The sequence below is a fragment of the Sphingopyxis sp. PAMC25046 genome, assembly GCF_004795895.1.
Classification (GTDB): domain Bacteria; phylum Pseudomonadota; class Alphaproteobacteria; order Sphingomonadales; family Sphingomonadaceae; genus Sphingopyxis.
In genome coordinates, this window is the sequence record NZ_CP039250.1 from 1,307,338 (window position 1) to 1,332,382 (window position 25,045).

At 65.3% G+C, this 25,045-nt stretch carries 22 protein-coding genes, 1 tRNA gene and 3 pseudogenes; 14 read left to right on the top strand and 12 right to left on the bottom strand.

The window, feature by feature from the left end; genetic code table 11:
* Positions 1-157: 157 nt before the first annotated feature.
* From E5675_RS06115 to E5675_RS06135, 6 genes and pseudogenes are all read right to left on the bottom strand, one after another.
* Positions 158-1,311, bottom strand: a pseudogene (locus tag E5675_RS06115) (IS66 family transposase); the annotation flags it as partial.
* Positions 1,312-1,393: 82 nt separating this feature from the next.
* Positions 1,394-1,507 (bottom strand): annotated as a pseudogene (locus E5675_RS21695) (IS66 family insertion sequence element accessory protein TnpB); the annotation flags it as partial.
* Positions 1,505-1,765: pseudogene (locus tag E5675_RS21700) on the bottom strand (ISL3 family transposase); the annotation flags it as partial. The pseudogenes E5675_RS21700 and E5675_RS21695, both read right to left, overlap by 3 nt.
* 625 nt (positions 1,766-2,390) lie before the next feature.
* A complete protein-coding gene (locus E5675_RS06125) occupies positions 2,391-2,621 on the bottom strand; it encodes a hypothetical protein (protein ID WP_136173730.1) in 231 nt (76 codons plus the stop codon).
* A 119-nt stretch (positions 2,622-2,740) separates the two neighbouring features.
* Positions 2,741-2,816, bottom strand: a tRNA-Thr gene (locus E5675_RS06130).
* Between the two features lie 93 nt (positions 2,817-2,909).
* Positions 2,910-3,380 (bottom strand): Lrp/AsnC family transcriptional regulator, encoded by a 471-nt coding sequence (locus E5675_RS06135; RefSeq protein WP_136173731.1) that lies wholly within the window; start codon positions 3,378-3,380, stop codon positions 2,910-2,912.
* Between the two features lie 125 nt (positions 3,381-3,505).
* Here E5675_RS06135 and E5675_RS06140 point away from each other — a divergent pair, with 125 nt between their 5' ends.
* From E5675_RS06140 to E5675_RS06150, 3 genes are all read left to right on the top strand, one after another.
* Positions 3,506-4,558, top strand: coding sequence for a Glu/Leu/Phe/Val dehydrogenase dimerization domain-containing protein (locus E5675_RS06140; RefSeq protein WP_136173732.1), 1,053 nt, complete (start codon positions 3,506-3,508; stop codon positions 4,556-4,558).
* The gene (locus E5675_RS06145) at positions 4,558-4,842 is read left to right on the top strand and encodes a hypothetical protein (protein ID WP_136173733.1); all 285 of its coding nucleotides are present in this window, start codon (positions 4,558-4,560) and stop codon (positions 4,840-4,842) included. The genes E5675_RS06140 and E5675_RS06145 overlap by 1 nt, the downstream gene beginning before the upstream one ends.
* 99 nt (positions 4,843-4,941) lie before the next feature.
* Complete coding sequence (locus tag E5675_RS06150; RefSeq protein WP_136173734.1) at positions 4,942-6,165, top strand: FAD-dependent oxidoreductase; 1,224 nt, start codon at positions 4,942-4,944, stop codon at positions 6,163-6,165.
* A gap of 3 nt (positions 6,166-6,168) precedes the next feature.
* Here the strand turns inward: E5675_RS06150 and E5675_RS06155 are convergent, their stop codons facing one another.
* Both E5675_RS06155 and E5675_RS06160 read right to left on the bottom strand, forming a co-directional pair.
* Entirely contained in the window at positions 6,169-8,955 is a 2,787-nt protein-coding gene (locus E5675_RS06155) for an autotransporter outer membrane beta-barrel domain-containing protein (protein WP_136173735.1), read from the bottom strand.
* A gap of 74 nt (positions 8,956-9,029) precedes the next feature.
* On the bottom strand, positions 9,030-9,656 hold the full coding sequence (locus E5675_RS06160) for a DUF4126 domain-containing protein (RefSeq protein ID WP_136173736.1): 627 nt from the start codon (positions 9,654-9,656) through the stop codon (positions 9,030-9,032).
* A gap of 123 nt (positions 9,657-9,779) precedes the next feature.
* Here E5675_RS06160 and E5675_RS06165 point away from each other — a divergent pair, with 123 nt between their 5' ends.
* Together E5675_RS06165 and E5675_RS06170 are read left to right on the top strand one after the other, a co-directional pair.
* Complete coding sequence (locus tag E5675_RS06165; RefSeq protein WP_136173737.1) at positions 9,780-10,571, top strand: NUDIX domain-containing protein; 792 nt, start codon at positions 9,780-9,782, stop codon at positions 10,569-10,571.
* A gap of 175 nt (positions 10,572-10,746) precedes the next feature.
* The gene (locus E5675_RS06170; RefSeq protein ID WP_136173738.1) at positions 10,747-10,974 is read left to right on the top strand and encodes a hypothetical protein; all 228 of its coding nucleotides are present in this window, start codon (positions 10,747-10,749) and stop codon (positions 10,972-10,974) included.
* Positions 10,975-11,058: 84 nt separating this feature from the next.
* Here E5675_RS06170 and E5675_RS06175 read toward each other — a convergent pair whose 3' ends face one another.
* Positions 11,059-11,919 (bottom strand): carbon-nitrogen hydrolase family protein, encoded by an 861-nt coding sequence (locus E5675_RS06175; protein ID WP_136173739.1) that lies wholly within the window; start codon positions 11,917-11,919, stop codon positions 11,059-11,061.
* Positions 11,920-12,003: 84 nt separating this feature from the next.
* Between E5675_RS06175 and E5675_RS06180 the strand changes: the two genes are divergently transcribed.
* Entirely contained in the window at positions 12,004-14,937 is a 2,934-nt protein-coding gene (locus tag E5675_RS06180) for a M16 family metallopeptidase (protein WP_136173740.1), read from the top strand.
* On the opposite strand, the gene E5675_RS06185 is transcribed toward E5675_RS06180, so the two are convergent.
* Complete coding sequence (locus E5675_RS06185) at positions 14,934-16,718, bottom strand: cation:proton antiporter (RefSeq protein ID WP_136173741.1); 1,785 nt, start codon at positions 16,716-16,718, stop codon at positions 14,934-14,936. The two genes, E5675_RS06180 and E5675_RS06185, sit on opposite strands and share 4 nt — an antisense overlap.
* 64 nt (positions 16,719-16,782) lie before the next feature.
* On the bottom strand, positions 16,783-17,997 hold the full coding sequence (locus E5675_RS06190) for an NADP-dependent isocitrate dehydrogenase (protein WP_136173742.1): 1,215 nt from the start codon (positions 17,995-17,997) through the stop codon (positions 16,783-16,785).
* A 160-nt stretch (positions 17,998-18,157) separates the two neighbouring features.
* On the opposite strand from E5675_RS06190, the gene E5675_RS06195 reads away from it, so the two are divergent.
* Both E5675_RS06195 and E5675_RS06200 read left to right on the top strand, forming a co-directional pair.
* Positions 18,158-18,895: a phosphatidylserine decarboxylase gene (locus E5675_RS06195; RefSeq protein WP_136173743.1), complete on the top strand. Its 738-nt coding sequence runs from the start codon at positions 18,158-18,160 to the stop codon at positions 18,893-18,895.
* A gap of 2 nt (positions 18,896-18,897) precedes the next feature.
* Positions 18,898-19,671: a phosphatidylcholine/phosphatidylserine synthase gene (locus E5675_RS06200; protein ID WP_136173744.1), complete on the top strand. Its 774-nt coding sequence runs from the start codon at positions 18,898-18,900 to the stop codon at positions 19,669-19,671.
* Here E5675_RS06200 and E5675_RS06205 read toward each other — a convergent pair.
* On the bottom strand, positions 19,655-19,915 hold the full coding sequence (locus tag E5675_RS06205) for a hypothetical protein (protein ID WP_136173745.1): 261 nt from the start codon (positions 19,913-19,915) through the stop codon (positions 19,655-19,657). The two genes, E5675_RS06200 and E5675_RS06205, sit on opposite strands and share 17 nt — an antisense overlap.
* Before the next feature lie 313 nt (positions 19,916-20,228).
* On the opposite strand from E5675_RS06205, the gene rpsB reads away from it, so the two are divergent.
* The 6 genes from rpsB (at position 20,229) to E5675_RS06235 (ending at position 25,044) form a co-directional block, all read left to right on the top strand.
* A complete protein-coding gene (gene rpsB, locus E5675_RS06210) occupies positions 20,229-21,080 on the top strand; it encodes a 30S ribosomal protein S2 (RefSeq protein WP_037555084.1) in 852 nt (283 codons plus the stop codon).
* Between the two features lie 134 nt (positions 21,081-21,214).
* Complete coding sequence (gene tsf, locus E5675_RS06215; RefSeq protein WP_136173746.1) at positions 21,215-22,141, top strand: translation elongation factor Ts; 927 nt, start codon at positions 21,215-21,217, stop codon at positions 22,139-22,141.
* A gap of 115 nt (positions 22,142-22,256) precedes the next feature.
* Complete coding sequence (gene pyrH, locus E5675_RS06220) at positions 22,257-22,979, top strand: UMP kinase (protein ID WP_136173747.1); 723 nt, start codon at positions 22,257-22,259, stop codon at positions 22,977-22,979.
* A gap of 25 nt (positions 22,980-23,004) precedes the next feature.
* Positions 23,005-23,559 (top strand): ribosome recycling factor, encoded by a 555-nt coding sequence (frr, locus tag E5675_RS06225; RefSeq protein ID WP_136173748.1) that lies wholly within the window; start codon positions 23,005-23,007, stop codon positions 23,557-23,559.
* 164 nt (positions 23,560-23,723) lie between these two features.
* Positions 23,724-24,368: a polyprenyl diphosphate synthase gene (gene uppS / locus E5675_RS06230; protein WP_247594871.1), complete on the top strand. Its 645-nt coding sequence runs from the start codon at positions 23,724-23,726 to the stop codon at positions 24,366-24,368.
* Between the two features lie 4 nt (positions 24,369-24,372).
* Complete coding sequence (locus tag E5675_RS06235) at positions 24,373-25,044, top strand: phosphatidate cytidylyltransferase (RefSeq protein WP_136173750.1); 672 nt, start codon at positions 24,373-24,375, stop codon at positions 25,042-25,044.
* Position 25,045 lies beyond the last annotated feature (1 nt).

The following is a 25,045-nucleotide window of genomic DNA, read 5'->3' on the forward strand; positions in this document are numbered from 1 at the left end:
GTGCGGTGCTTGCCAGACCTTGCCTGCCGGGAAAGGGAGCTGCCACTCAGCGTTCGCCGGCCATGCCGTTGCGGCGTTCAAGCCATCGTTCGCGCCGCACCAGATAGAACGGGAAGGCGAAACAGTGCCAAGCAGCGAAAGCATGTAACCGGTGTTTTCAGGCCACGGTGGACCATGGCATGAGTTGGGCGAGATTGTTGGCGGGATGACCGTTGGCAAGTTTCACGAGGGTCTGGGTCATCCACCCGTGCGGGTTGACGCCGCTGATCTTGCAGTTTTCGATGAGCGTGGCGATCACCGCCCAGTTGTCGCCGCCTTCGTCGGAACCGGCAAACAGGGCATCTTTGCGATTCAATGCGAGGGGGCGGATCGAGCGTTCGACGGTATTGGAGTCGAGCTCGATGCGGCCGTCGTCGATGAACCGGGACAGTCCATCCCAGCGGGTGAGCGCATAGCGGATCGCCTCGCCGAGCTTGCTCTTGGCGCTGACTTGGCGGCCAGGGGCGGCAAGATATTGATGAAGATCACCGACGATGACGCGGCTGCGTTCGGTCCGAGCGGCACAGCGTTGCTCGGCGGGTGAACCGCGCACCTCGTCCTCGACACCATAGAGCAAGGCAATGCGGCGCAGCACTTCGGTGGCGACCGGCGACGTGTCGGCCAGTTCGTAGAACTTGCGGCGGACGTGCGCCCAGCAGAAAGCGAGCCGGATCTGCTGGCGCCGCCGGGCGAGCGCGGCGTAGCCGCCATAGCCATCGACCTGCAGGATGCCCGCGAAATCACCAAGGTGCGTGTGAGGGCGTTTTGCCTTGCGATCTGGCGCATAGACATAGGCAACGATCGGCGGATCGCAGCCGCCCCATGGTCGATCATCGCGAGCATAGGCCCAGAGCTGTCCTGTCTTGGTCGGCCCGCGCCCGGATCGAGGACCGGGGCGGTTATCTCGTCGGCGAACAACCGCTCGGATCGTCGTAGCTCGTCGAGAATGTGGTCACGCAAGGGGCGCAGATACCAGGCCGCTCGCCCGACCCAGTCGGCCAAAGTGGATCGGTCGAGCCGGATGCCCTGCCGGGCGTATATCTGGGCCTGCCGGTAAAGCGGCAGGTGATCGGCATACTTGGATACCAGCACCTGGGCGATCAGTGCCTCGGTGGGAGTACCGCCCTCGATGATCCGCGCTGGCGCCGGAGCCTGCACGATCGCGCTCTCGCACGAACGGCAGCCATAACGCGGCCGCCGGGTGACCAGGACGCGGAAGGTGGTCGGCACCACATCGAGGCGCTCGGCCACATCCTCGCCGATCTTCCGAATGTGCCGATGGCAGGATCACACCCTCGGCCTCAAGCTGTTTACGCAAATCCCGCCGCCAGGCGTATAGCTGCGAGGGATCCAGCCCATGCCGGCGCGCCACAGGACTGACGCCCTTGCGGCCCGAATAGCACTCCGCGACAATCGAGGCCTCCACCTCGGGCGGCCACTCCCGCCGCTTGCCCGCGCCGATGAACACCTCAAGGCGGCGCGCCAAGCTGGCCGCCGGACGCCCACCCAGCGCCAGCCTAAGGTGATGTACGATAGAATCCAGGCGGGCCGTACGCCGGGCAAATGTTGCAGTCACATCTGGAGGAAAGCGTTCAACGAAGATCCGCGTGGTGCAGCGGGATGTGGCGCAGCGAAAACGCCGGGCGACAAGAGTAATCCGAACCGGTCGGCCATGAGAGAGTAGATCGGCGAGTGTACAGTGATATCGACTGTGGACACGCGCAGATGGGCGGCAGCAGTTCGGGTAAATCGAAACTCGAAATCGGGATCGCCGGGTGATCCGTATCTGATCGGCGGCATACTCGACCTTGTCGATCACCAATCCTGTTGGCGCAATGGCTTCGCGAAAACCTCTCCCATGCATGGCGATCTCCTCCTTCGGGGAAAAACTCGCCACTATCAACGCACTTGCACCAAAAGTGAGTCAGAGCCCCATTCTGGCGCTAATCCACATCCTAACGCGAAGGGCTCGGGCGCTTTAGCGTACGAAAGCCTCTGATGGGGGAACCCGCGTGGGCTCTGGGATTGAGCTATGGGATTTGTTTTGGCCTGGTCGGAAGGGCACCGTACATAGTTGCAAGACGACCCGGGCGACAGCGCGAGGCGCGAACTCGACCGTTATGATCGACGCTCAAAGCCTCCATTTGTCGTCCTTTGGCGGATGTGCGGCAACTCTCTGAGGCGATCGGCGCAAGGCGGCCCGTTGGCCAGCGCCGGGCGCGCGCGGTCGTTCTTGGGAATGGGGGCAATTGCCGCACTGGCCGAACTCGAACGCGTGGTCTCGACCTTATTGGCCTCGTCAACAGGACTGGGCCGCAATAGCTAGCAAGTTGCCAGCTCGAATTCGACGCTCATAAAATGATTACTCGGTCGGCGATTTTTCTGCCGGCGAGCTTGAAAAGCTGCGACTGCGATCGCGAGCGAATTTGCAACCAAAAATCGGCTTCCGATATCGTCCAGCCCTTGCCAAATTTTGTGATGGTTTCTATGATGGTTTCAGCGGTATCTCGTTGTTGATTGCATCGGATTTCCGCCGCTTTGATGCCCAGTTCAGTTCCTCTTCTGGGCACCATCATTCCCATGGGGCATTTCCCCCGAGAAAATCGCGAAATTTGGCAGGATGCTCGCTTCGGTCTGGCCGGCGCACAGGCCATTGCGCCTTAACCTCGGCGGCTCTTTGGCTTTTGCGATTTCGGGGAAATGGTGCCGCTTACAGGACTCGAACCTGTGACCCCATCATTACGAATGATGTGCTCTACCAACTGAGCTAAAGCGGCAACGAGGGGCGCCACTAGCAGCGCCTTCGGACGAAAACAAGCGTCCTTGCACAAGTGGCGGATAAGGGTTCTGCGCGCCCGTGGAGCAGCGGATCAATCCTGGCCCAGCGGCAGTTCGGTCGTCGCCTTGATTTCGGACAGCGCGACCGTCGAGTTGATTTCCTGCACCCCCGGCAATTTGCTGAGTTGGTCGAAAAAGAAGCTTTCATAAGCGTCGATGTCGCGCGCGACGATGCGCAGCATGAAATCGGTCGTGCCCATCAGTACATAGGCATCAAGCACTTCGGGAAAGCCCCGAATCGCGGCGCTGAACTCGTCGAGATTGGCGCGGCCATGCGCGTTGAGCTTTACCTGCGCAAAGACATGCGCGTTGAGCCCGACCTTGCGCCGGTCGATGATCGCGACGCGCTTCCTGATGAAGCCGTCGCGTTCGAGCCGGTCGATGCGGCGCCAGCAGGGCGACACCGACAGCCCGACGCGTTCGGCGACCTGTGCCGTCGTTTGATTCGCGTCGCGTTGGAGTTCGCGGAGGATTTTAATCTCGAATGGATCCAAGTCGGTCATTTCAACCCGATATACGAATCTTATCGATCAGAAAATCCAGAAAAGATCCTCTGCAGCCGCTAATCGATCAAGTTTGCCCTGCAGGAAAATGCGACAAGCTCCCCTCAATCCAAGGAGTTTGATTCATGGTTGTCCGTCTTGCCCGCCTCGCCCCGCCGCTCGAATGCGTGCGGCTTTACGATCTCGAAGCGGGGCTCGACGGATTTATCGCGATACACTCGACCGCGCTGGGCCCCGGTGCCGGGGGGTGCCGGCTGTGGTCCTACCCCGACGCGAGCCACGCGCTCGCCGATGCGGTGCGATTGGCTGAGGGCATGAGTTACAAGAATGCGCTCGCCGGCCTGCCGCTCGGCGGGGCCAAAGCGGTGCTGCGGAGGCCCGAGGGCGAATGGGACCGCGTCGCGATGTTCCGCGCTTTCGGCCGCGCGGTCGAGGCGCTGGGCGGCCTCTATGTCACTGCCGAAGATGTCGGCACGTCGGTCGAGGACATGCAGGAGGTCGCCGCGGTCTCGCGCCATGTCGCGGGCCTGCCCTCGGTCGAAGGACGCGCGGGCGGCGATCCGTCGCCCTGGACCGCGAAGGGCGTGTTCGAATCGATGCGGGTCGCCGCCAGGTTCGCGCTGGGCCGAGAACTCGACGGGCTGACGGTCGCCGTGCAGGGCACCGGCAATGTCGGCGCCGACCTGTGCCGCCGCCTCGCCGGTGCGGGCGCGCGGCTCGTGATCGCCGACGTCAGTCCGGTGCGCCGCGACCGGCTCGCGGCGGTGCATGGTGCCGAAGTCGTCGACGTGTCGGAGATCGCATCGGTCGATGCCGACATCTTTGCGCCGTGCGCGCTCGGCGGCGCGCTCGATCGCGACACGGTCGCGAAGCTGAAGGCGAAGCTCGTATGCGGCGCCGCCAACAACCAGCTCGCGACGCCTGAAGTTGCGGGGCTGCTGCTCGATCGCGGGATCGCCTATGCGCCCGACTATGTCGTCAATGCGGGCGGCATCATCAACGTGTCGGCCGAATATCTGGGCGAGGGCGAAAGCGATGTCGAGCTGCGCGTTGCCCAAATCGCCCCGCGGGTAGGCGACCTGCTCGCGCGTGCGGCGCGCGAAGGGCGCTCGCCGGCGGTCGTCGCCGACGAAATGGCTGAGGAGGTCATCGCCGGCGCGCAGCGCGAGGCGGCGTGATGCACCGTTTCCGGGTCGACGCGACCCTCGACCCGCAATCACTGCCGCGCGTCGCCAATTTCTTTGCGCAGCGCGCCTTCGTCCCGGGCGCGATGACGATGCACCTTCTGCCGTCGCACATGCGCGTCGAAGTCGTCGTGGCCGGGCTTGAGGCGGCGCAGGCCGCGATCATCGCGGCCAAGCTCGGCGAGGTCGTTGCGGTTCTCCGATCCGAAGTTGAGGAAATCGAACCGGTGGTCTTTGCCGCTTATGGGGCGAAGCCGGCGCTGACCCTGGCGGGCTGAGCTTCAACTTTTTCTTTCCTGCGAGCGACGCGAGCGCGGCTTGCCTCGCTCCGCCGCGCGTGCAAGGGCCGCGCTGACGAGCAGCGGGAGATGCGAGCGATGCAATTCGACGTGGTGATTGTAGGTGCGGGACACGGCGGGGCGCAGGTAGCGGTGATGCTGCGGACGCAAAAGTTCGCAGGCAGCATCGCGATCATCGGCGAAGAGCCCGAGCTTCCCTATGAGCGCCCGCCCTTGTCGAAGGAATATTTTGCGGGCGAGAAGGAATTCGAGCGCATCCAGCTGCGTCCCGCCCGATATTGGGACGAACGCGAGGTAACGATGCTGCTCGGCCGGCGTGTCGTCAGCGTCGATCCGGTCGGCCACAGCGTCACGACCGGGGACGGCGAAACGATCGGCTATGGCAAGCTCGTCTGGGCGACCGGCGGGGCCGCGCGCATGTTGCCGATCCCCGGCGGCGATCTGCCCGGCGTGCAGGGCGTGCGCACCCGCGCCGACGCCGACGCGATGAAGGCGGCATCCGAAACAGCAAAGCAGATCGTCGTGATCGGCGGCGGCTATATCGGGCTCGAGGCCGCGGCGGTGCTCACCAAGGCGGGCAAGAAGGTCGTGCTGCTGGAAGCGCTCGACCGCGTGCTCGCGCGTGTCGCGGGGCCCGACCTGTCGCGCTTCTATGAAAAGGAACATCGCGATCACGGCGTCGACCTTCGGCTCGGCGTCTGCGTCGATGCGATCGAAGGCGACACCCATGTCACCGGCGTGCGGCTGTCGGACGGCGAGGTGATCCCCGCCGATCTCGTCATCGTCGGCATCGGGATCGTGCCCGCGGTCGAACCGCTGGTCACCGCCGGCGCCGATTGCGCCAATGGCGTGCGCGTCGACCCGTTCTGCAAGACGAGCCTGCCCGACATCTATGCGATCGGCGACTGCGCCGCGCATGCGAACCACTTTGCCGAGGGCGCCGAGATCCGGCTCGAATCGGTCCAGAACGCCAACGACCAGGCAAATGTCGTCGCCAAGGGCATCGTCGGCGACGAGGCGCCCTATCGCGCGATCCCCTGGTTCTGGTCGAACCAGTACGACCTCAAGCTCCAGACCGCCGGCCTCTCGACCGGGCACGATCAGGCGGTGCTGCGCGGCGATCCCGCGAACCGCAGCTTCTCGGTCGTCTACCTCAAGGCGGGCAAGGTGATCGCGATCGACTGCGTCAACGCGACCAAGGATTATGTCCAGGGCCGCATGGTCGTCACCGCGGGGCTTCGCGCGACGGCAGAGCAGCTGGCCGACACCGAAACCCCGCTCAAGGCGCTGCTCCCCGCCTGACGCCTACCAGCTTATCGTGACGCCCACCGTGCCGCCATAACGCCGGCTGCGCGGCCCGTCGGCGTCGAAGCCGTAGTCGCCCTTCACATGCACCGCGACGCTTGTTCCCAGGCGCGCGATCAGCCCGGCGCCGACCTCGACCTCGGTGCGGCCGAGATCGGTGCGGATCGGATCGCTGCCGAAACGCGTCGTCTGATCGCCGGAAAAGCCGTGCCACAGGCTGGCGTGGAGATAAGGCTGGAAGCCGCCATATTCACCCTGCAGCCGAAGGCCTGCGCGGCCGGTGAGCGAATCGCCCGCCGCGAAGTCGATCGTTGAAAAGCTGTCGGCGCGGTCGTCGAGCTTCACCTGCTGCCACACGATCTGCGCTTGCGGCTCGAGCGTCCAATTGTCGGAGAGGGCGAGCGGATAGCCCGCTTCGAGCGAAGCGGTCCACCCCTTGCCGTCGACGTCGATCGCCTCGCCCGAGCTGGCCGCGTTTTCGCCGTCGAACCAGCTGTGTATGACGACGGCATCGACATACCAGCCGGTTTCTCCGACGATCGTGGCATAACCGGCAAGGCTCGTCGCCTTGACGTCGATCTGGCCGACGGTCAGGTCGTTCCAGCCGAGCGCCTGGCCGCGCACGGTCCCGTCGGTCGACGAACGCCCGACGAAGGCACCGAGGCGAATATTCGTGCCGCCCTCGTCGCCGAAACCGACGAAATCCTGGCCGATCTGGAAACCCGAAAGGTCGCCGTCGAGCGACGGGGCGACGTCGCCGTCCCATTTGATCTCGCTATCCTCGGCGAAGACGCGGCCCCAGGTCGCGGGCAGCGCGCCGCCGCCGCGCAGCAGCGCCTGTTCGCCGCGCCGTTCGTGGAAGGTCCCGAGCGTCGCACTGGCTAGATGGTGCGCGACGGGAACCGTTGCGACGAACGCTGCTACCTCGGGGCGATAGAGTGGCACGACTTCGCCGGCTTCTGCGACCACGGGCGTGGCACCGGGAGTCGGCGGCTCGGGCGTGACCTGGGAATCGGGTGAGGGAAGGGGCGCGGGCTTCGCTGGAGGCTCGGGCGGCGGCGGGGGCGCCTCGGGTTCGGGCGCGGGCTGCGGCTCCGGCGTCGGCGCGGGCGGCGGATCGGTTTCGGTCACTGGCGGCGCGGGGTCGACCGGATCGGGATTGTCCGGCGTCGGTTCGGGCGGCGGGGGAGGCGGTGCGGGTGCCGGCGGCGGGGGCGGTGCCGGAGGCTCGGGGGGCAGCGGCGCGGGCGCGGGCGGCCGCGGCGTGAGCACCGGCGGCGCGGGGGCGGGCTCGGGCGGCGGCGGGGCGGCGGGTGCCGGCGGGGGCGGCAAGGTCGAACGCAGATACCAATTCTCTCTCGTTCCGGTCGTGGTGCCTCCACGGAACAGGAAATATTCATAGGCGCCGACGGCGACGCGGTGGTTGAGCGCAAAGGCGCCGCTCGCGGTCGTCGCGCCACCCACCGCCTCGACGACAAGAATGCCGTTCTGCTGCGTGAGGGCGCCGGTGCCGCCCGCGTTGAGCACGGTCACGCCGGTCGTGCCCGAGGCACTGCCGCCGTCGATCACCAGCTTGTCGGAAAGCGATGCGTCGTCGCCCAGCACGGTATCGATCAGCAGCAGTCCATCGTCGCCGAGATAGTCGCCGCCAACGGTAAAGCTGTCGCCCGGCGCATTGCCGCCATTGGTCAAGTCGATACGTCCGGCATTGATCAGCGTCGCGCGTTCGTCCGCCGTAAATGCGACGATCCCGCCTTGCTGGCCGCCGCCGAAGATCGTGCTCGACGCGTCGAGCTCGAAGCGCCCGGTGCCAGTCCCGGCGTCGCCGAGCGTCAGCAAGCCATCGAACGTCAGTTCGCTGTCGTTCGTCGCCCGGATGGTTTCCCAGCCGTCGAAGCGTGCGACGCCGCCTGTCGTGACATTGTCGAAAACCAGCGCGTCGGTGCCGGCTCCGCCAGTGATCCGCGGCGACCCGCCGAGGTTCGCGTTGGTCAGATTGGCGAGGCGCGCGCTGTCGTCGTCGCCGCCGAGGTCGACCGTGCCGTATATGATCCCGCCGCCATCCCAGACGAAACTGTCGGTACCGACGCTCATCAGTACGTCGCCGCCGACCGAACCGCCGGAGATCGTCACGCTGTCGGTGCCGCCCGACACGCTGATATTGCCGCCGATCGTCCCTCCGGACAGGATGATCGTGTCGTTGCCGAAGCCGGCGACGAGATTACGGTCGATGATGCCGCCCGACATGTCGAACAGATTGTCGGCGAGTTTCATATTCACGCGCCCGATCCGCCCGCCGGTGATCCGCGCGATGTCGCCGTCGTCGAAGGCATCGACGATACGGCCGCCGGTCATCAGGAATGTATCCATCGAACCGCCCTGGTTGAGCGTTCCCACCGAACCGCCGGTCATGACGAAGTCGTCGATGCCTTCGCCTTGCTGCACCTGGGCGGTGACGGTTCCGGCGCTGATCGAGAAGCTGTCGTCGCCATTGCCCTGATCAACCCCGCCTTCGATCCGGCCGGAATCGATGACGACGATGTCGGCGCCGCCGCCGAAGTTGACGTTACCCGCGATGGTGCCGGTGCCGCCGGCGGGGAGGGTGAGTTGATTGTTTCCGCCCGGATCGTCGAGCCCGCCTACCGACGTGTCACTGTCGCAGATATGGACATCGTCACCCACGGTGGGCGTGAAGACGCATTGCGCAAGGGCGGGGGAGGCCTGTCCCAGCGCGAGGATAGCGACGGAAGACAGGAGTATCGGCCTCAGGGCATATTTCGGGGACATAGCACAGCACTCCCTCATCGGGTCGGTGTGCCCCCCTGTCTGTAGCGACTTATTAACCGAATATTGCCAAACAGTTAAGCGTCGATTGCGGGTGGAGGCTCATCCCCCAGCGCCCGCTTCAGCGTTGCCTTGATATTGCGGAGCAGGCGGCGCAGCGCGATGATCACTACGACTGCGGCGACCGCGAGCAGGACCGCGATGACGATCGCCAGCGGCGGGTAGGCGATGGCGAGCGCGAGCAACCCGCCCGTCGCGACATCCTCTCCGGTCGAGACCGCGGCGTTGCTGAAGGGCTCGGGGCTGACGTTTACGATCGCGCGCGTCGTCGCCTTCGCGCCGTGGCTGAGCAGCGCGCCGCCGCCGCCGAGCAGGAAGGCGATGACCTGCCATGCGGGGTCCGAGGAATCGACAAGCGCAAGCGCGAGGAGGGCGCCGCCCAGGGGGCGGACGATGCTGTGAACCGTGTCCCAGGCCGAATCCACCCACGCGATCTTGTCGGCGAGGAACTCGGCGAGCGTGCCGACCCCCGCCACGCCCAGCACCCAGGGATTGGCCAGAATCTGCAGCGCCGCGAGATGCTCGGGGAGCGGTAGCCAGCCGAACCGCATCGCGACGCCGGTCGCCAATATGGTGAGGTAGAGCCGCCAGCCGGCAAGAAGGCTGAGGCTGCCCGCGACGCCCAAAATCTCGACGATTCCCAATATCCTGCTCCCCGTGCCGGATCGCTCGATCGCGCGTCATCTTGCACCCGTCGACGCACGCCCGCAATGCCGGGATGAAATGCCGAGATGACAGGGCGGCGCGGCACAGTTATCGCTTTCCTCATGACCGACACCGCTTCGCCGACCACCGCCGCCTTGCCCGATGGCGCCGTGCCCGCTGCGACGCTCGTGATCATGCGGCCGTCGGACAGCGGCGGCCCCGACGAGATATTGATGGTCAAACGGTCTGCAAAGATGGCCTTCGCCGCGGGCGCTGTCGTGTTTCCGGGGGGGCGCGTCGATCCCGACGACTATCGCGTCGCAAGCCTGTATAGCCCGGGAATCGACGAGGCCGACGGTGCGGCCCGCGTTGCCGCGCTGCGCGAGACGCTGGAGGAAACGGGGCTGGCGGTCGGCTGGCCGGGACTGGCGGAAACCGAGGTCGCCGAGGTGCGGCGGGCGTTGCTTGGCGGGACCCTGCTTTCCGATATTCTGGCCGCGCGCCGCGATCGAATCGCGTTGGAATCATTCGTTCCCTTCGCGCGCTGGTGCCCGAATTTCAAAGAGGCCCGGACATTCGATACGCGATTTTATGCTGTGGCTGCCCCGCCGCACAGCCATGAACTGACGGTCGAAGAGGCCGAGCACAGCCATATCTTCTGGGCGAGCGCCGAGCGGACACTGACGATGGCCGATCGCGGCGAGGTGTCAGTGATCTTCCCGACCCGCCGCAATCTCGAGCGTATTGCTCAGGTCACTGATTTTACAGACTTCTCTGTCCATTCCCGGCAGTTTCCAGTCGAACTCGTCACGCCGTGGATCGAGGACCGCGAAGGGCGGAGCTATCTGTGCATTCCGGCGCACCTCGGCTACCCCGTGACGAGCGAACCCTTCGACCGCGTGCGGCGCGGATAGGCGCTATTCTTTGCGACAAGTTTTTCCCTATTTATTATTTACTAAGATTTGGCGAGCTAGGGCAAATCGTCGTTGCAATTGCTGAAGGCCGTGCCTAAGAAGGCGCTGCAGAAGCAGACCGGGGAGGTTCCTCCGGTGTGATTCGACAAGAGTAATCCAGTGGACGGAGAATAAGATGAACCTGCTTAAGAAGGCTGCGATCTCTCTCGCAGCGACCTCGATGCTCGCGGCTCCGGTCGTCGCATCCGCAGCCCCGGCGGCTCGCGCGGCTTCGGCCGTTGACGGCCAGAGCGAACTCGAAGGCAGCACGAGCTGGATCATCGCTGTCCTCGCTCTCGTTGCCGTCGTTGGTGGCATCATCATCGCGTCGGACAACGACGACGACGAACCGACCAGCCCGTAATTTCGGCTGATCGTACCGATACCAAAAGGCTCCGAGCTCTGCTCGGGGCCTTTTGTGCATTCTGGCCCCTGTTGCGTCGATTGGTCAGGGCGTAATATTTCGCATTGCGCGGGATCGCTCCAGCGGGATCGCCAGACGAGCGCGTTCGCTGGCCGCTGCGTCGACGGAGGCCAGCGCAAGCACATAGTCCTTCCCGGTCATCGCTTCCTCACCCTTGGCGTCGGCAAGGATCGCGCCCCATGGATCGATCGTGACGCTGTGGCCATAGGTCTGCCGGCCGTCGGCATGCGTCCCGCACTGCGCAGCAGCCACGACATGGCATTGCGTTTCGATCGCGCGTGCGCGCATCAGGACATGCCAATGCGCCTCGCCGGTCGACACGGTGAAGGCAGCAGGAATCGCGATGACCGTCGCACCGCGATCGGCCAGCGCACGATAAAGTTCGGGAAATCGCAGATCATAACAGATGCTGAGGCCCATCAGACCAAGCGGCGTTTCTACGATCGCCAGCGCGTCTCCGCCGACATAGCTCGCCGACTCCCGCCAGTTTTCGCCCGAGGGCAGTGCGACATCGAACATGTGAATCTTGTCATAGCGCGCCCGTATGCTGCCGTCTGCGGCGATGACATGGGAGCGATTGACGCGTCGTTCGCCATCGTCGGCGAGCAAGGGCATCGATCCCGAATGCAGCCAGATGTCGTGCCTTTGTGCCATGGCTTGCAGCGCCGAAGGCCAGGCGCTGTCAACTTCGCGGGCCATAAGTGCGCCCGATCGCGTGCGGTCGCGGTCGAGCAGTAGCGACATCTCGGGAAGAAAGGCCATGGCAGCGCCACGCGCCGCGGCCTCCGCCAACGCGCGATCGATGGTCGCCAGATTCGTGTCGGGGTCGATGCCGCTCGTCATCTGGATCAGCGCGGCGAGCGGGGCGGGAGATGAAGCGTTCATTCTAGCTGGCTAAGCCCGCGCTGCGCCCCGGGCAAGCATGACAGTTCAGTGGCCAGCAAGGTTCGGAGGCGATAAGAAGGGGCAATGTCCTATACCCCCCCGCGCCGCCCGCTTCGTTTGGCCCGTTCGCTTTTTCTGTCCGGCGCCGCCGCACTGCTTCTCGCACCGCTCGCCGCAAGCGCGCAGGAAGACAGGGTGGCGGCGACCGCGCAGAGCCGGGCGAAGAACGCCGACTGGCTCTACGCCGGCAGCGACATTCCGCGCGACACCGCATGGCAGTTCGGCGTGCTTCCCAACGGTGTGCGTTATGCCGTGCGCAACAACGGCGTGCCGCCGGGGCAGGTGTCGATCCGCGTGCGCATGGACGTCGGCTCGATGTTCGAAACCGAGGAGGAGCGCGGCTATGCGCATTTGCTCGAACATCTGACCTTTCGCGGGTCGGAACATATCCCCGACGGTGAAGCGAAACGCATCTGGCAGCGCTTCGGCGTGACCTTCGGAAGCGATTCGAACGCGCAGACGACCCCGACGCAGACGGTCTACCAACTCGACCTGCCCAGCGTTACCCCGGCCAATCTCGACGAAGGCATGAAACTGCTGTCGGGCATGATCCGCGCTCCGCGCATCTCCGAACTTGCCGTCGCCGCCGAACGCGGCGTCGTGATGGCCGAACTGCGCGAATCCAACGGTCCGCAAAAGCGGATCGCCGACGCGACCAACGCGCATCTCTTCGCCGGGCAGCTGCTCGGCGACCGCTCGCCGATCGGCACCACGGAGTCGCTCGGCAAGGCGAGCGCGACAACGGTCGGCGCCTTTCATGATCGCTGGTATCGCCCCGACCGGGCGGTGGTCGTCATCTCGGGCGATGGCGACCCGGCCGAATTCGCCCGGCTGATCGCCAAATATTACGGCGACTGGCAAGCGGACGGCCCGAACCCCGCAACGCCCGATTTCGGCAAGCCCGATCCGAAACACGCCGCCGCGCTCGAGATTGTCGAGGCCAGCCAGCCGCTCGCGCTCACCCTCGCGATGGTGCGGCCTTGGAAGAAGCGCATCGACACGGTCGCGAACACGCGGCGGCTCTATCTCGAATATCTTGCCCAAGCGCTCGTCAACCGCCGGCTCGAAAACACAGCGCGCGCCGGGGGCAGCTATCTCGTCGCGACGGTCGAGCAGCAATATGTCAGTCGCAGCGCCGACGTGACGATGGCGTCGATCGTTCCCCTGAGCGACTGGAAGGCCGCGCTCGCCGATGTGCGCGGGGTGATCGCCGACGCCGTGAAAACGCCGCCGTCGCAGGCCGACATCGACCGCGAGATGAACGAGATCGAGGCGTTTCTGCTGAAGGAGCTGGAGAACGCCCGCAACGAACCCGGAGCGCGGCTCGCTGACGACATGGTGCGCGCAGTCGATATCGGCGAAACGGTGACGAGCCCGCAGGGGCAGGTCGACATGTTCAAGGCGATCCGCGCCTCGGCGACACCGCAGGTGATGCTCGACATCAGTAAGGCGATCTTCGCCGCGCCGGTTACGCGCGTCGTGCTGACGACGCCAACGACGGCGGGCGGCAACGCCGCCGTGCTCGCCGCGCTGAAGGCGCCGGTGACCGCGCGCGACGACCGGCTGGCGGCGGTCGACGCCGATTTCAAGCAGCTGCCTGCGCTCGGCCCGGAGGGGACCATCACGTCGACCAGCCCCATCCTCGGATTGCGCGCCGAACGGATCGAATTCGCCAATGGCGTGACCGCGCTGGTTTCGAACAACAAGGTCGAACCGGGCAAGGTTCGCGTCAATGTGCGCTTCGGCACCGGCAACCGCAGCGTCGCCGCCGACGCGCCGAATCTCCTGTGGACCGGCGATTATGCGCTGGTCGCGAGCGGGATCGGCCCATGGGGCCAGAACGAGATCGACAAGCTGACGAATGGCCGCCAGATTCAGATGAATTTCGCGATCGACGACGATGCGTTCGAGCTGTCGGCCGAAAGCCGCCCCGCCGATCTCGCCGACCAGATGCGGCTCATCGCGGGCAAGCTGGCCGTTCCCCGCTGGGATCCCGCGCCGGTCGAGCGGCTGCGCATCGGCTATCTCACCGGCTACGACCTCAACGACGCGACACCGAATGCGGTACTCGACCGTAATTTGCGCGGCTGGCTGACCGACAATGATGCGCGCTGGGCCGCGCCCGACAAGGCGCAGATCGAGGCGCTGACGCCCGCTGCTTTCCGCGCCTTCTGGGAGCCGCGCCTCGCGAGTGGGCCGATCGAGGTGCAGATTTTCGGCGACCTCGAAACGGTCGACTACAAGAAGATCCTTGCCGAAACATTGGGCGCGCTGCCGCCGCGCAAGGTCCTCGCGCCGCCGAGCGGCCAGCGGGTCGCCTTCGCCAAGCATGTGACCGAGCCCGACATCGCCTATCACCGCGGCGAGCAGGGGCAGGCTGCGGCGATGACCGCCTGGCCCACCGGCGGCGGTCTTGCCAGCCCGCGCGACGCGCGCGGGCTCGAGATCCTCGCGGCGATTTTCAATGACCGCCTGTTCGATCGCCTCCGCGCCGAACAGGGCGCAAGCTATGGCCCCGTCGTCGACAGCCACTGGCCGACCGGCTTCGACAGCGGCGGCTATCTGCTCGTCGGCAGTTTGCTCGCGCCGAAGGACCTCGACCGCTTCTATTCCATAGCCAAGGATATCGCCGCCGACCTGGTGACGAAACCGGTCAGCGCCGACGAGCTGGCGCGCAACGCCGGACCGATCCGCGAACAGGTTGCGCGCGCATCGACGGGCAATGTCTATTGGATGTTCCTGCTCGAAGGCGCGACGCGCGACCCGCGCGTCGCTGCGGCGGCGCTGTCTATTCAGGACGATATCGCGGCGGTCACCGCCGCCGACGTCCAGCGGCTCGCGCGTCAATATCTGGCACCCGATCGGCAATGGTCGCTGGCGATCCTGCCCAAGGGGATGACGCTGGCCGACGCGTCGGCGCTGAATGCTTCGCCCGCGCCAGTAACCGGAGGACGTTAGGCGGTCTCGCCGCCGGCGGGGTGACGGCGCGTTCGCCGGATCCGCGGTTCGTGGTCGAGTTTGCCCTTCGTCATGATGTCGTGCCGCATCTTGGCGCGGACGTCGTGGATCGACGCGATCACCGGCCCCATCGCGACGCCAAGGTCGATCAGCACCGCTTCTGCGAGTTGCAGCGAGCTTTCGAGCGTCTCGGGCACCGCATCGTTTGCGCCCGCCTGATAAAGTGCCGCGGCATGGTCCGAATCGCGCGCGCGACTGATCACCGGCAGGTCGGGATATTTCTGTTTCAGCTGGCGCGTCATGCGCAACTGCTGCACGGGGTCATCCATCGTCAGCACGATCGCATTGGCGTTTTCGATGCCCAGCCGATCGAGACTTCCTGCGCGCGCGACGTCGGCAAAACGCACCGAAAAGCCGTCGCGCCGCGCCGCGGCGACCGTGTCGATATCGGCGTCGACCGCAATATAGGGCCGGTCATGCTCGCGCAGCAGTTCGGCGACGGTGTGGCCGACGCGGCCGAAGCCGACGATGACGGTGCGGCCTTCGGGCGTCTCCTCGGCCTGCGTATCGCCGCTGCGCATCTCGATCCGCCGCGCGATGTCGTGGCCGACCCGCGCGAGCAACGGCGTGATCGTCAGCCCGATCGCGGTGACGAGTTGCCAGAATTCGGCGGTGGCGCGGCTGATCAGCTGCGCCTGCAGCGCGGTCGTCAACACGATCAGCGTCGTCTCCGAAGGGCTTGCCATGAGCAATCCGACCTCGGCTGCCGTGCCGCGCCGCGCCGCGCCCGAAAAGCGCAGCAGCGCGGCGGTGACGACCGCTTTGACCAGAACGACCCCGACGACGGCGATCGCGAGCGCCTGCCATTGGCTGGCGATCGTCTTGAGATTGAGCCCCATGCCGACGCTGATCAGGAACACCCCGAGCGCGAGCCCCTTGAATGGCGCGGTGATTGCCTCGACCTCGCCATGATATTCGGTTTCGGCAATCATCAGCCCGGCGAGCAGCGCGCCGACGATCGGTGACAGCCCGACCGCCGCTGTCGCCAGCGCGGCGACGATGACGACGAGCAGGCTCGCCGCAAGAAAGAGTTCGGGGTCCTTCGCGCGCGCCGCCTGTGCGAAGATCTTTGGCAGCAGAAACCAGCCGCCGACCGCGAGCGCCGCGACGACGAGCCCGCCCTGCCACAGCGTCGTCAGCATCAATTGGGTGCTGTCGCCCGACGCCGTCGGCGCCAGCGCACCGAGAATGAAGATGATCGGGACGAGCGCCAGATCCTCGAACAACAGCATCGAAAAGGACGCCCGCCCGACCGCCGATTTCGTGCCGGCGATCGGCAACACCAGCGCCGTCGACGAGAGCGCGAGCGCGATGCCAAGGCCATAGGCGGCAGGGGTCGAAAGATTGCCGAGGAAGAGTAGAACGGTGCCAAGGATCGCGCCCGCGATGAAAAGCTCTGCCGCGCCGATCCCGAACACGAGCTTTCGAAGTTGCCACAGGCGGCGGAACGATAGCTCGAGCCCGATTGAAAAGAGCAGCAGGATGATCCCGAATTCGCCGAACAGCGCGATATCCTCGGTCGAGGCGATCGTGACATGTTTGAGCCAGGGATAATCGGCGGCGAGCGCGCCGAGCCCCGACGGGCCGACGAGCAGCCCGACGAGGATGAAGCCGATCACCGGCGAAATCCTGAAGCGCGCGAAGGCCGGGATGACGATGCCCGCCGCGCCGAGCACCACGAGCGCGTTGCCGATGGCGGAGGTGTCTGTTTCGGATACCATTAGGGCCGACCTTATGCAGGCCGGCCCCGATTGGCTAGAGAGCTATCTCAACTAATTCGCTTGTTTAAGCGCCCATCTTCTTGTCGAGATTTTCGACGATCGCCTCGAAGAAGCCTTCGGTGGTCAGCCAATTCTGGTCGGGACCGATAAGAAGCGCCAGATCCTTGGTCATCTTGCCACTCTCGACTGTCGCGACGCAGACTTTTTCGAGATCGTCCGCGAACTGCACCAGCGCGGCGTTGTCGTCGAGCTTGCCGCGATGCTTGAGGCCGCCGGTCCAGGCAAAGATCGACGCGATCGGATTGGTCGAGGTCGCCTTGCCCTGCTGGTGCATGCGGTAGTGGCGGGTGACGGTCCCGTGCGCGGCTTCGGACTCGACGGTCTTGCCGTCGGGGGTCATCAGGACGCTGGTCATCAGGCCCAATGAGCCGAAGCCTTGCGCGACTGTGTCCGACTGGACGTCGCCGTCGTAATTCTTGCAGGCCCACACGAACTTACCGCTCCACTTGAGCGCCGAGGCGACCATGTCGTCGATCAGGCGGTGTTCGTAGACGATGCCGAGCGCGTCGAACTTCGCCTTGAATTCGGCCTGGAATACTTCTTCGAACAGATCCTTGAAGCGGCCGTCATAGGCTTTCAGGATCGTATTCTTGGTCGACAGATACACCGGCCACTCGCGGGCGAGGCCATAGTTCAGGCTGGCGCGCGCGAAGTCGCGGATCGAATCGTCGAGATTGTACATGCCCATCGCGACGCCCGACGAAGGGAACTGGAACACTTCCTCGTCGATCAGCGTGCCGTCCTCGCCCTCGAAGACGAGGCGCAGCTTGCCGGGGCCGGGGACGCGGAAGTCGGTCGCCTTATATTGGTCGCCGAATGCGTGACGGCCGACGACGATCGGGTCGGTCCAGCCGGGGACGAGGCGCGGTACGTTCTTCATCACGATCGGTTCGCGGAACACCACGCCGCCCAAGATATTGCGGATCGTGCCGTTCGGCGATTTCCACATCTTCTTCAGGCCGAACTCCTCGACGCGGGCTTCGTCGGGAGTGATCGTCGCGCACTTCACGCCGACGCCATATTTCTTGATCGCGTTCGCGGCATCGACTGTGATCTTGTCGTCGGTGCGGTCGCGTTCCTCGATGCCCAAGTCGTAATAATGAAGGTCGACGTCGAGATAGGGAAGGATCAGCCGCTCGCGGATCCATTGCCAGATGATCCGGGTCATTTCGTCGCCGTCGAGTTCGACGACCGGGTTGGCTACCTTGATCTTGCCCATGCGTTCAGCCTTTTTCCTTGGGGAGTCGGAGTTGCAGCGGGCCTTAGGCAAAGCGGGACGATTGATCAACCGCCCGTCGCGCGTCCTCGATGGTCCGGGTGGCAACGATCGAGCCGCCTTATCCATTGTCAGTATGGAAGCCGCACCTTAGAAGAACGCAATGTCCATAATCATCTCATCGAACCGGCCCGGCGGCGGCATCAAATGGCAATGGCCCTCGGTTCATCCCGAAGGCCGGAAATTCCTGCTGATCTCGGGCATTATCACCCTCTGTCTGTGGCTGCTGCCTATCTGGAACCTGTTCGGTTGGCTGATGCTCGGCGTGACAATCTGGGTCGGCGCCTTCTTCCGCGATCCGGTGCGCATCACCCCGGTGGGCAGCGACCTGATCGTCGCGCCCGCCGATGGGCTTGTCACCCAGATCGCCGAAGTGCCGCCACCGCCCGAAATCGCGGGCCCCGACGGGCTCGGCGCCGCGCCGATGCTGCGTGTGTCGATTTTCATGAGTGTCTTCGACGTCCACATCAACCGCACCCCCGTTGCGGGCGCGCTGCGCAAACTCGTCTATATCCCCGGCAAATTCGTGAACGCCGACCTCGACAAGGCGAGCGAGGAGAATGAACGCCAGCATTTCGTCGTCGAGCGCGCCGACGGCGTGCGCATCGGCTTCACCCAGATCGCGGGCCTCGTCGCGCGGCGCATCATGCCCTTCGTGTCGATGGGTAACGAACTCAAAACCGGCCAGCGCGTCGGCCTCATCCGTTTCGGCAGCCGCGTCGATGTCTATCTGCCTGCGGGGACGACGCCGCAGGTGCTGCTCGGTCAGCGCACGCTGGCGGGCGAGACTATCGTCGCGCGGATCGGCGTCGGCGAGACGATCGAAGGCGTCGGGCAGTAGAAATGGCCGACGACGTCGAGGCCCGGGTCGACGCCGCGCATCGCCGCATCGGCGGAATCCCGCTGCGCGCCTTTGCGCCCAATGCGATCACGCTGCTCGCGCTTTGTTCGGGGCTGACCGGGGTCCGTTTCGCCATCGATGGCGAGTGGGCGGCGGCGATAACGATGATCATCGTCGCCGGCGTGCTTGACGGCATGGACGGGCGGATCGCGCGGCTGCTGCGCGCGCAGAGCAAGTTCGGTGCCGAACTCGATTCGCTCTCGGACGTGATCGCCTTTGGCGTCGCGCCGGCGATGATCCTCTTCTTCTGGTCGCTCAACGCGGCGCCGAAATTCGGCTGGACCGCCGCGCTCGCGCTTGCCGTGTGCTGCGCGCTTCGGCTCGCGCGCTTCAATTCGCGCATGGATGCCGAGTTTCAACCGCACAAGTCGGCGGGTTTCAACACCGGCATCCCCGCACCGGCGGGGGCCGGCATGTCGTTCGTGCCCATCTATCTGTGGTTGACGACGGGCAACGACCTGTTTCGTGAATGGTATGTCGTTATGCCGTGGGCGCTCGGCATTGCGATGCTGATGATCTCGGCGATCCCGACCTACAGCTGGTCGTCGATCCGGCTGCGCCGGTCATGGCGTCTGTTCGCCTTGGCGGGCGTTGGCCTCCTTGGCGCTGCGCTGGTTACCGCGCCCTGGCTGACATTGCTTGCGGTCTGTGCGCTTTATGCCGCGACGCTGCCTTTCGGGCTCGCGAGCTATGCAAAGGTCAGGCGGCGCGGCTGATCGCCGGTTGCATCCGCGCCGCGGCGCGGATCGGGCGCGGGGCATCGCGGCGGGCCGACGAGCGGCGCAGCGTCATCTTGTACGGAGCGGAGCCGGGTTGCGGCGCGGTATCGGCCGGGAAGGCGCCTTCGCCGAGCAGCGCCGACAGAATTGCATCTTCATTATTCTTGAGCATGGCGAGGATCACCGTGACGCCGAGCCCCGCGGCGAGGGCGAAGAGAAGAGCGGCAGCGACCTGAACCATGATCTTGTCCTTTCGGCTTTCTTGTGCGAAACCTTTTGTTAACCAGCGACGGTTTCCTTGGTCTTTTTGTTCCATGTTCCTGTTTTGTTCTCAAGTGATTTGCGACGAACGGAGTCGCTTTGTCGCCGAACCGAGTCCGCCACGCGCGACCGGTTGAGCGCGAAAACGCGCTGGCCCCCCTTGCTTTTGGCGGCCAAGGCGGCTAACGGGCCGCCCATTCCACATGGAAGGCGCACATACCGGTGCCGGGATCATCCTCGAGCGGATGCCTCGGTTCTTGCTTTCCAGAGGACTAACCGGAAGGAGAAAGACTATGGCGGCACCTGTCGTCACGATGCAGAATCTTATCGAAGCTGGCGCCCACTTCGGCCACCAGACCCACCGTTGGAACCCGCGCATGAAGCCGTACATCTTCGGCGCGCGCAACGGCATCCACATTCTCGACCTGTCGCAGACCGTGCCGCTCTTCGCGCGCGCGCTCGACTTCATCGCCTCGACCTCGGCCGCCGGCGGCAAGGTGCTGTTCGTCGGCACCAAGCGCCAGGCGCAGGGTGCGATCGCCGATGCGGCCCGCGCGTCGGGCCAGCACTTCGTCAACCACCGCTGGCTGGGCGGCATGCTCACCAACTGGAAGACGATCTCGGGTTCGATCAAGCGCCTCAAGACGCTCGAGGAGCAGCTTTCGGGCGACACCTCGGGCCTCACCAAGAAGGAAGTGCTCAACAAGACCCGCGAACGCGACAAGCTCGAACTGAGCCTCGGCGGCATCCGCGACATGGGCGGCATTCCCGACGTGATGTTCGTGATCGACGCGAACAAGGAAGAGCTGGCGATCAAGGAAGCCAACGTCCTCGGCATCCCCGTCGTCGCGATCCTCGATTCGAACGTTTCGCCCGACGGCATCGCTTTCCCGGTTCCGGCAAACGATGACGCCGCCCGCGCCATCCGCCTTTATTGCGAAGCGGTTGCTCAGGCGGCGACGCGCGGCGGCCAGCAGGCCCGCGCGAACCGCGGCGAAGACCTTGGCGCTGCGGTCGAGCCCGCCGCCGAAGCCGCGCTGACCGAAGAAGCCGCCCCGGTTGCCGACGCCGCCGCTCCGGTGACCGAGGACGAGCAGGTCCCGGCCGAAGCCGCCGCCGAAACCGAACGCCAGAGCGACGCCTGATCGCTTGCAGGCATGACGGGACGGCGCGGCAAGGGTTCGCGCCGTCCCTGTCATCGCATTGACTTATCGCCCCGCCAAGCGCGCGAGGCGCCCCGCGGGCCAGACGGGCTCGCCCCTTTTGAAAGGAATATTCCATGGCTGAAATCACGGCCGCTCTCGTCAAGGAACTGCGCGACCGCACGGGCGCAGGCATGATGGATTGCAAGAAGGCGCTCGCCGAAAACAACGGCGACATCGAAGCGTCGATTGACTGGCTGCGTACCAAGGGCCTCGCCGCCGCCGCCAAGAAGGCCGGTCGCGTCGCCGCCGAGGGCCTTGTCGGCGTAGCCACCGACGGCAACCGCGGTGCGATGGTCGAAGTGAACAGCGAAACCGACTTCGTTGCGAAGAACGAACAGTTCCAGGGCTTTGTCCGCGACGTGACGCAGGTCGCGCTCGCCGGCAACATCACCGACATCGACGCGCTGAACGCCGCGGCTTATCCGACCGGCGGCACCGTCGCCGAACAGCTGACGCAGAACGTCGCGACGATCGGTGAGAACCAGTCGCTGCGCCGCTCGGCGATCGTTTCGGTGAACTCGGGCGTCGTCACCGGCTATGTCCATAACGCCGCCGCGCCGGGCATGGGTAAGATCGGCGTGCTCGTCGCGCTCGAATCGACCGCCGGCGCCGACGTTCTCGAACCGCTCGGCAAGCAGCTCGCGATGCACGTCGCCGCCGCCAACCCGCTGGCCCTGAACGGCGACGATCTCGACGCCGATCTCGTCGCCCGCGAACGCGCGATCGCCGAGGAAAAGGCCGCCCAGTCGGGCAAGCCCGCCGACATCGTTTCGAAGATGGTCGACGGCGCGATCGCCAAGTATCGCAAGGAAAACGCGCTGCTGTCGCAGCTCTTCGTGATGGACGGCAAGACCCCGGTCGCCGAAGTCGTCGCCGCCGCCGGCAAGGATGTCGGCGCAACGATCACGCTCAAGGGCTTTGTCCGCTTCCAGCTCGGCGAAGGCATCGAGAAGGAAGCAAGCGATTTCGCGGCGGAAGTCGCGGCCGCCGCTGGCGTCTGAAAGGCACGATACGGATTGCCGCATTCGCCGCGGCAGTCCGCTTGGCAATGGCGCGTGCCCGCTCTAGGGTGCGCGCCATTCGCTTATTCATCGATACCAAGAGGTTCCCCACGACATGGCATTGCCCGGCATGAAACGCATTTTGCTCAAGCTGTCGGGCGAGGCGCTGATGGGCCCCAGCCCCTTCGGCATCGACCCCGAAACGGTCGCGAGCATGGCGGCCGAGGTCAAGGAAGCCAAGGACCGCGGCCTTGAAATCTGCCTCGTTATCGGCGGTGGCAACATCTTTCGCGGCATGGCGGGCGCCGCCAAGGGCATGGACCGCGCGCAGGCCGACTATATGGGCATGCTCGCGACCGTGATGAACGCGCTCGCGATGCAGAATGCACTCGAGCAGCTCGGCGTCGAAACGCGCGTCCAGTCGGCGATCGAGATGGACAAGGTATGCGAGCCCGTGATCCGCCGCCGCGCCGAACGCCATATGGAAAAGGGGCGCGTCGTGATCTTCGCCGCCGGCGTCGGTGCTCCCTATTTCACCACCGACAGCGGCGCCGCACTGCGCGCCGCCGAAATGAAGTGCGACGCGCTGCTCAAGGGCACCAGCGTCGACGGCGTCTACAATGCCGACCCCAAGAAGGATGCGTCGGCGGTGCGCTACGACACACTGAGCTATGATCGCGTGCTCGCCGACAATCTGAAGGTGATGGACGCGAGCGCGGTGGCGCTCTGCCGCGACAACCATATCCCGATCGTCGTGTTCAACATCCGCGAGCCTGGCAATTTGGCGCGCGTGCTGGCAGGCGAGGGCGTTTCGACCGTCGTCGGCGACGCTGGCTGACAAGATATTCAGAGAGGAAAGACAGATGGCGAAATATGACAAGGCCGACCTCGAACGCCGCATGCACGGCGCGGTCGAATCGCTGAAGCACGACCTTGCGGGCCTGCGCACCGGCCGCGCGCACACCGCGCTGCTCGATCCGGTGACCGTCGAGGTCTATGGCAGCCACATGCCGCTGAACCAGGTCGCGTCGGTCAGCGCGCCCGAACCGCGCATGCTGTCGGTGCAGGTGTGGGACAAATCGAACGTCGGCCCGGTCGACAAGGCGATCCGCTCGGCGGGTCTTGGCCTCAACCCGATCGTCGACGGCCAGATGCTGCGCCTGCCGATCCCCGAAATGACGCAGGAGCGCCGCAAGGAACTCTCGAAGCTCGCCGGCCAATATGCCGAAAAGGCGCGCGTCGCCGTCCGCAACGTCCGCCGCGATGGTATGGACAATCTCAAGACCGACGAAAACAAGAAGGAAATCAGCGAGGACGAGCGCAAGCGCGCCGAAACCGACGTCCAGAAGCTGACCGACAGCACGATCGCCGAAATCGACGCCGCAGCAACCGCCAAGGAAAAGGAAATCCTGGGCTAGTGCTTATCTGCGCATACCATTTTTCCGTTCGGGCTCAGCCTGTCGAAGCCCCGTCCTTTCCTTCTGAAAGAAAGAACGGCCCTTCGACAAGCTCAGGGCGAACGGGTTTTTAGGTTCTTCCTGTGACTGTTCCCGATCACGGTGCGCGCCATGTCGCCATCATCATGGACGGCAATGGCCGCTGGGCGAAAAAGCGCCTGCTGCCCCGCGTCGCCGGACACAAGGCTGGGGTCGAGGCGGTGCGGACGATCGTGCGCGCCGCGGGCGACCTCGGTATCGAGGCAATGACGCTCTACGCCTTCAGCTCCGAAAACTGGAAGCGACCCGAGGAAGAGGTCAGCGACCTGATGGGGCTGATGAAGCGCTTCATTCTCAGCGACCTCGACGAATTCGCGGCGAACGATGTGAAGCTGAAAGTGATCGGCAACTGGCGCGCGCTCGCGCCCGACGTCGTCGCGCTCATTGAAAATGCGCTCGAACGCACGTCGGGCAACAAGCGCACGACGCTCGCGGTCGCGCTCAACTATGGCGCGCAGGACGAACTCGTCCGCGCCGCGACCGCTGCCGTTTCGCAGGGCAAAATCACCACCGAGGCGATCGAGGCGAACCTCGACACCGCCGACATGCCGCCGCTCGACCTGCTCATCCGCACCTCGGGCGAAGTGCGGCTGTCGAACTTCCTGCTGTGGCAATCGGCCTATGCCGAACTCTATTTCACCGACATATTATGGCCGGACTTCAAGCCGGCCGATCTCAAAGCGGCGCTCGACCATTTCGCGCGCCGCGATCGCCGTTACGGGGGACTTTAAGGGCATGGCGACAGCGGCGAAATCGGATCTCTGGGTGCGGCTCGCCTCGGCGATCATCCTGTTCGCGATCGCGGGCACCGCGCTATGGTTCGGCGGCATCGCCTTCGGCCTGCTGCTGCTCGTCGGCGGCGCCCTCGTCCTCGTCGAATGGTTCCAGCTCGTGAAGGCGATGACGCTCGGCAGCGGCGGCAAGACCGCACTCCACATCCTCGGCCCGATCCTCGTGCTCGGCGCGATGGCGGGGCTATGGTTCGTTCGCGATCATCTGGGCGTGACCGCAGCGCTGTGGGTGTTCGGCATAGTCTGGGCGACCGACATCGGCGCCTATTTCGCCGGCCGCGCCTTCGGCGGCGCGCGTCTCGCGCCGAAAATCAGCCCGTCGAAAACCTGGTCGGGGCTGTTCGGCGGCATGGTCGCGGCGCTGATCGCCAGCGCCACGATCGGCGACCGCGCGGGTATCGTGGGCGTGCCGCTATGGATCGGCCTGTTCATGGGCCTCCTCGCGCAGCTTGGCGATCTTGCGCAAAGCTGGATGAAGCGCCGCGCGGGCGTGAAAGATTCGGGCAAGCTCATCCCCGGCCACGGCGGCCTCTTCGATCGCGTCGACGGCGTCCTGCCCGTGGCGCTGCTGCTCGGCGCGCTGGCCTTCGCGGGTCAGATCGCGGTGCGCGGCTGAC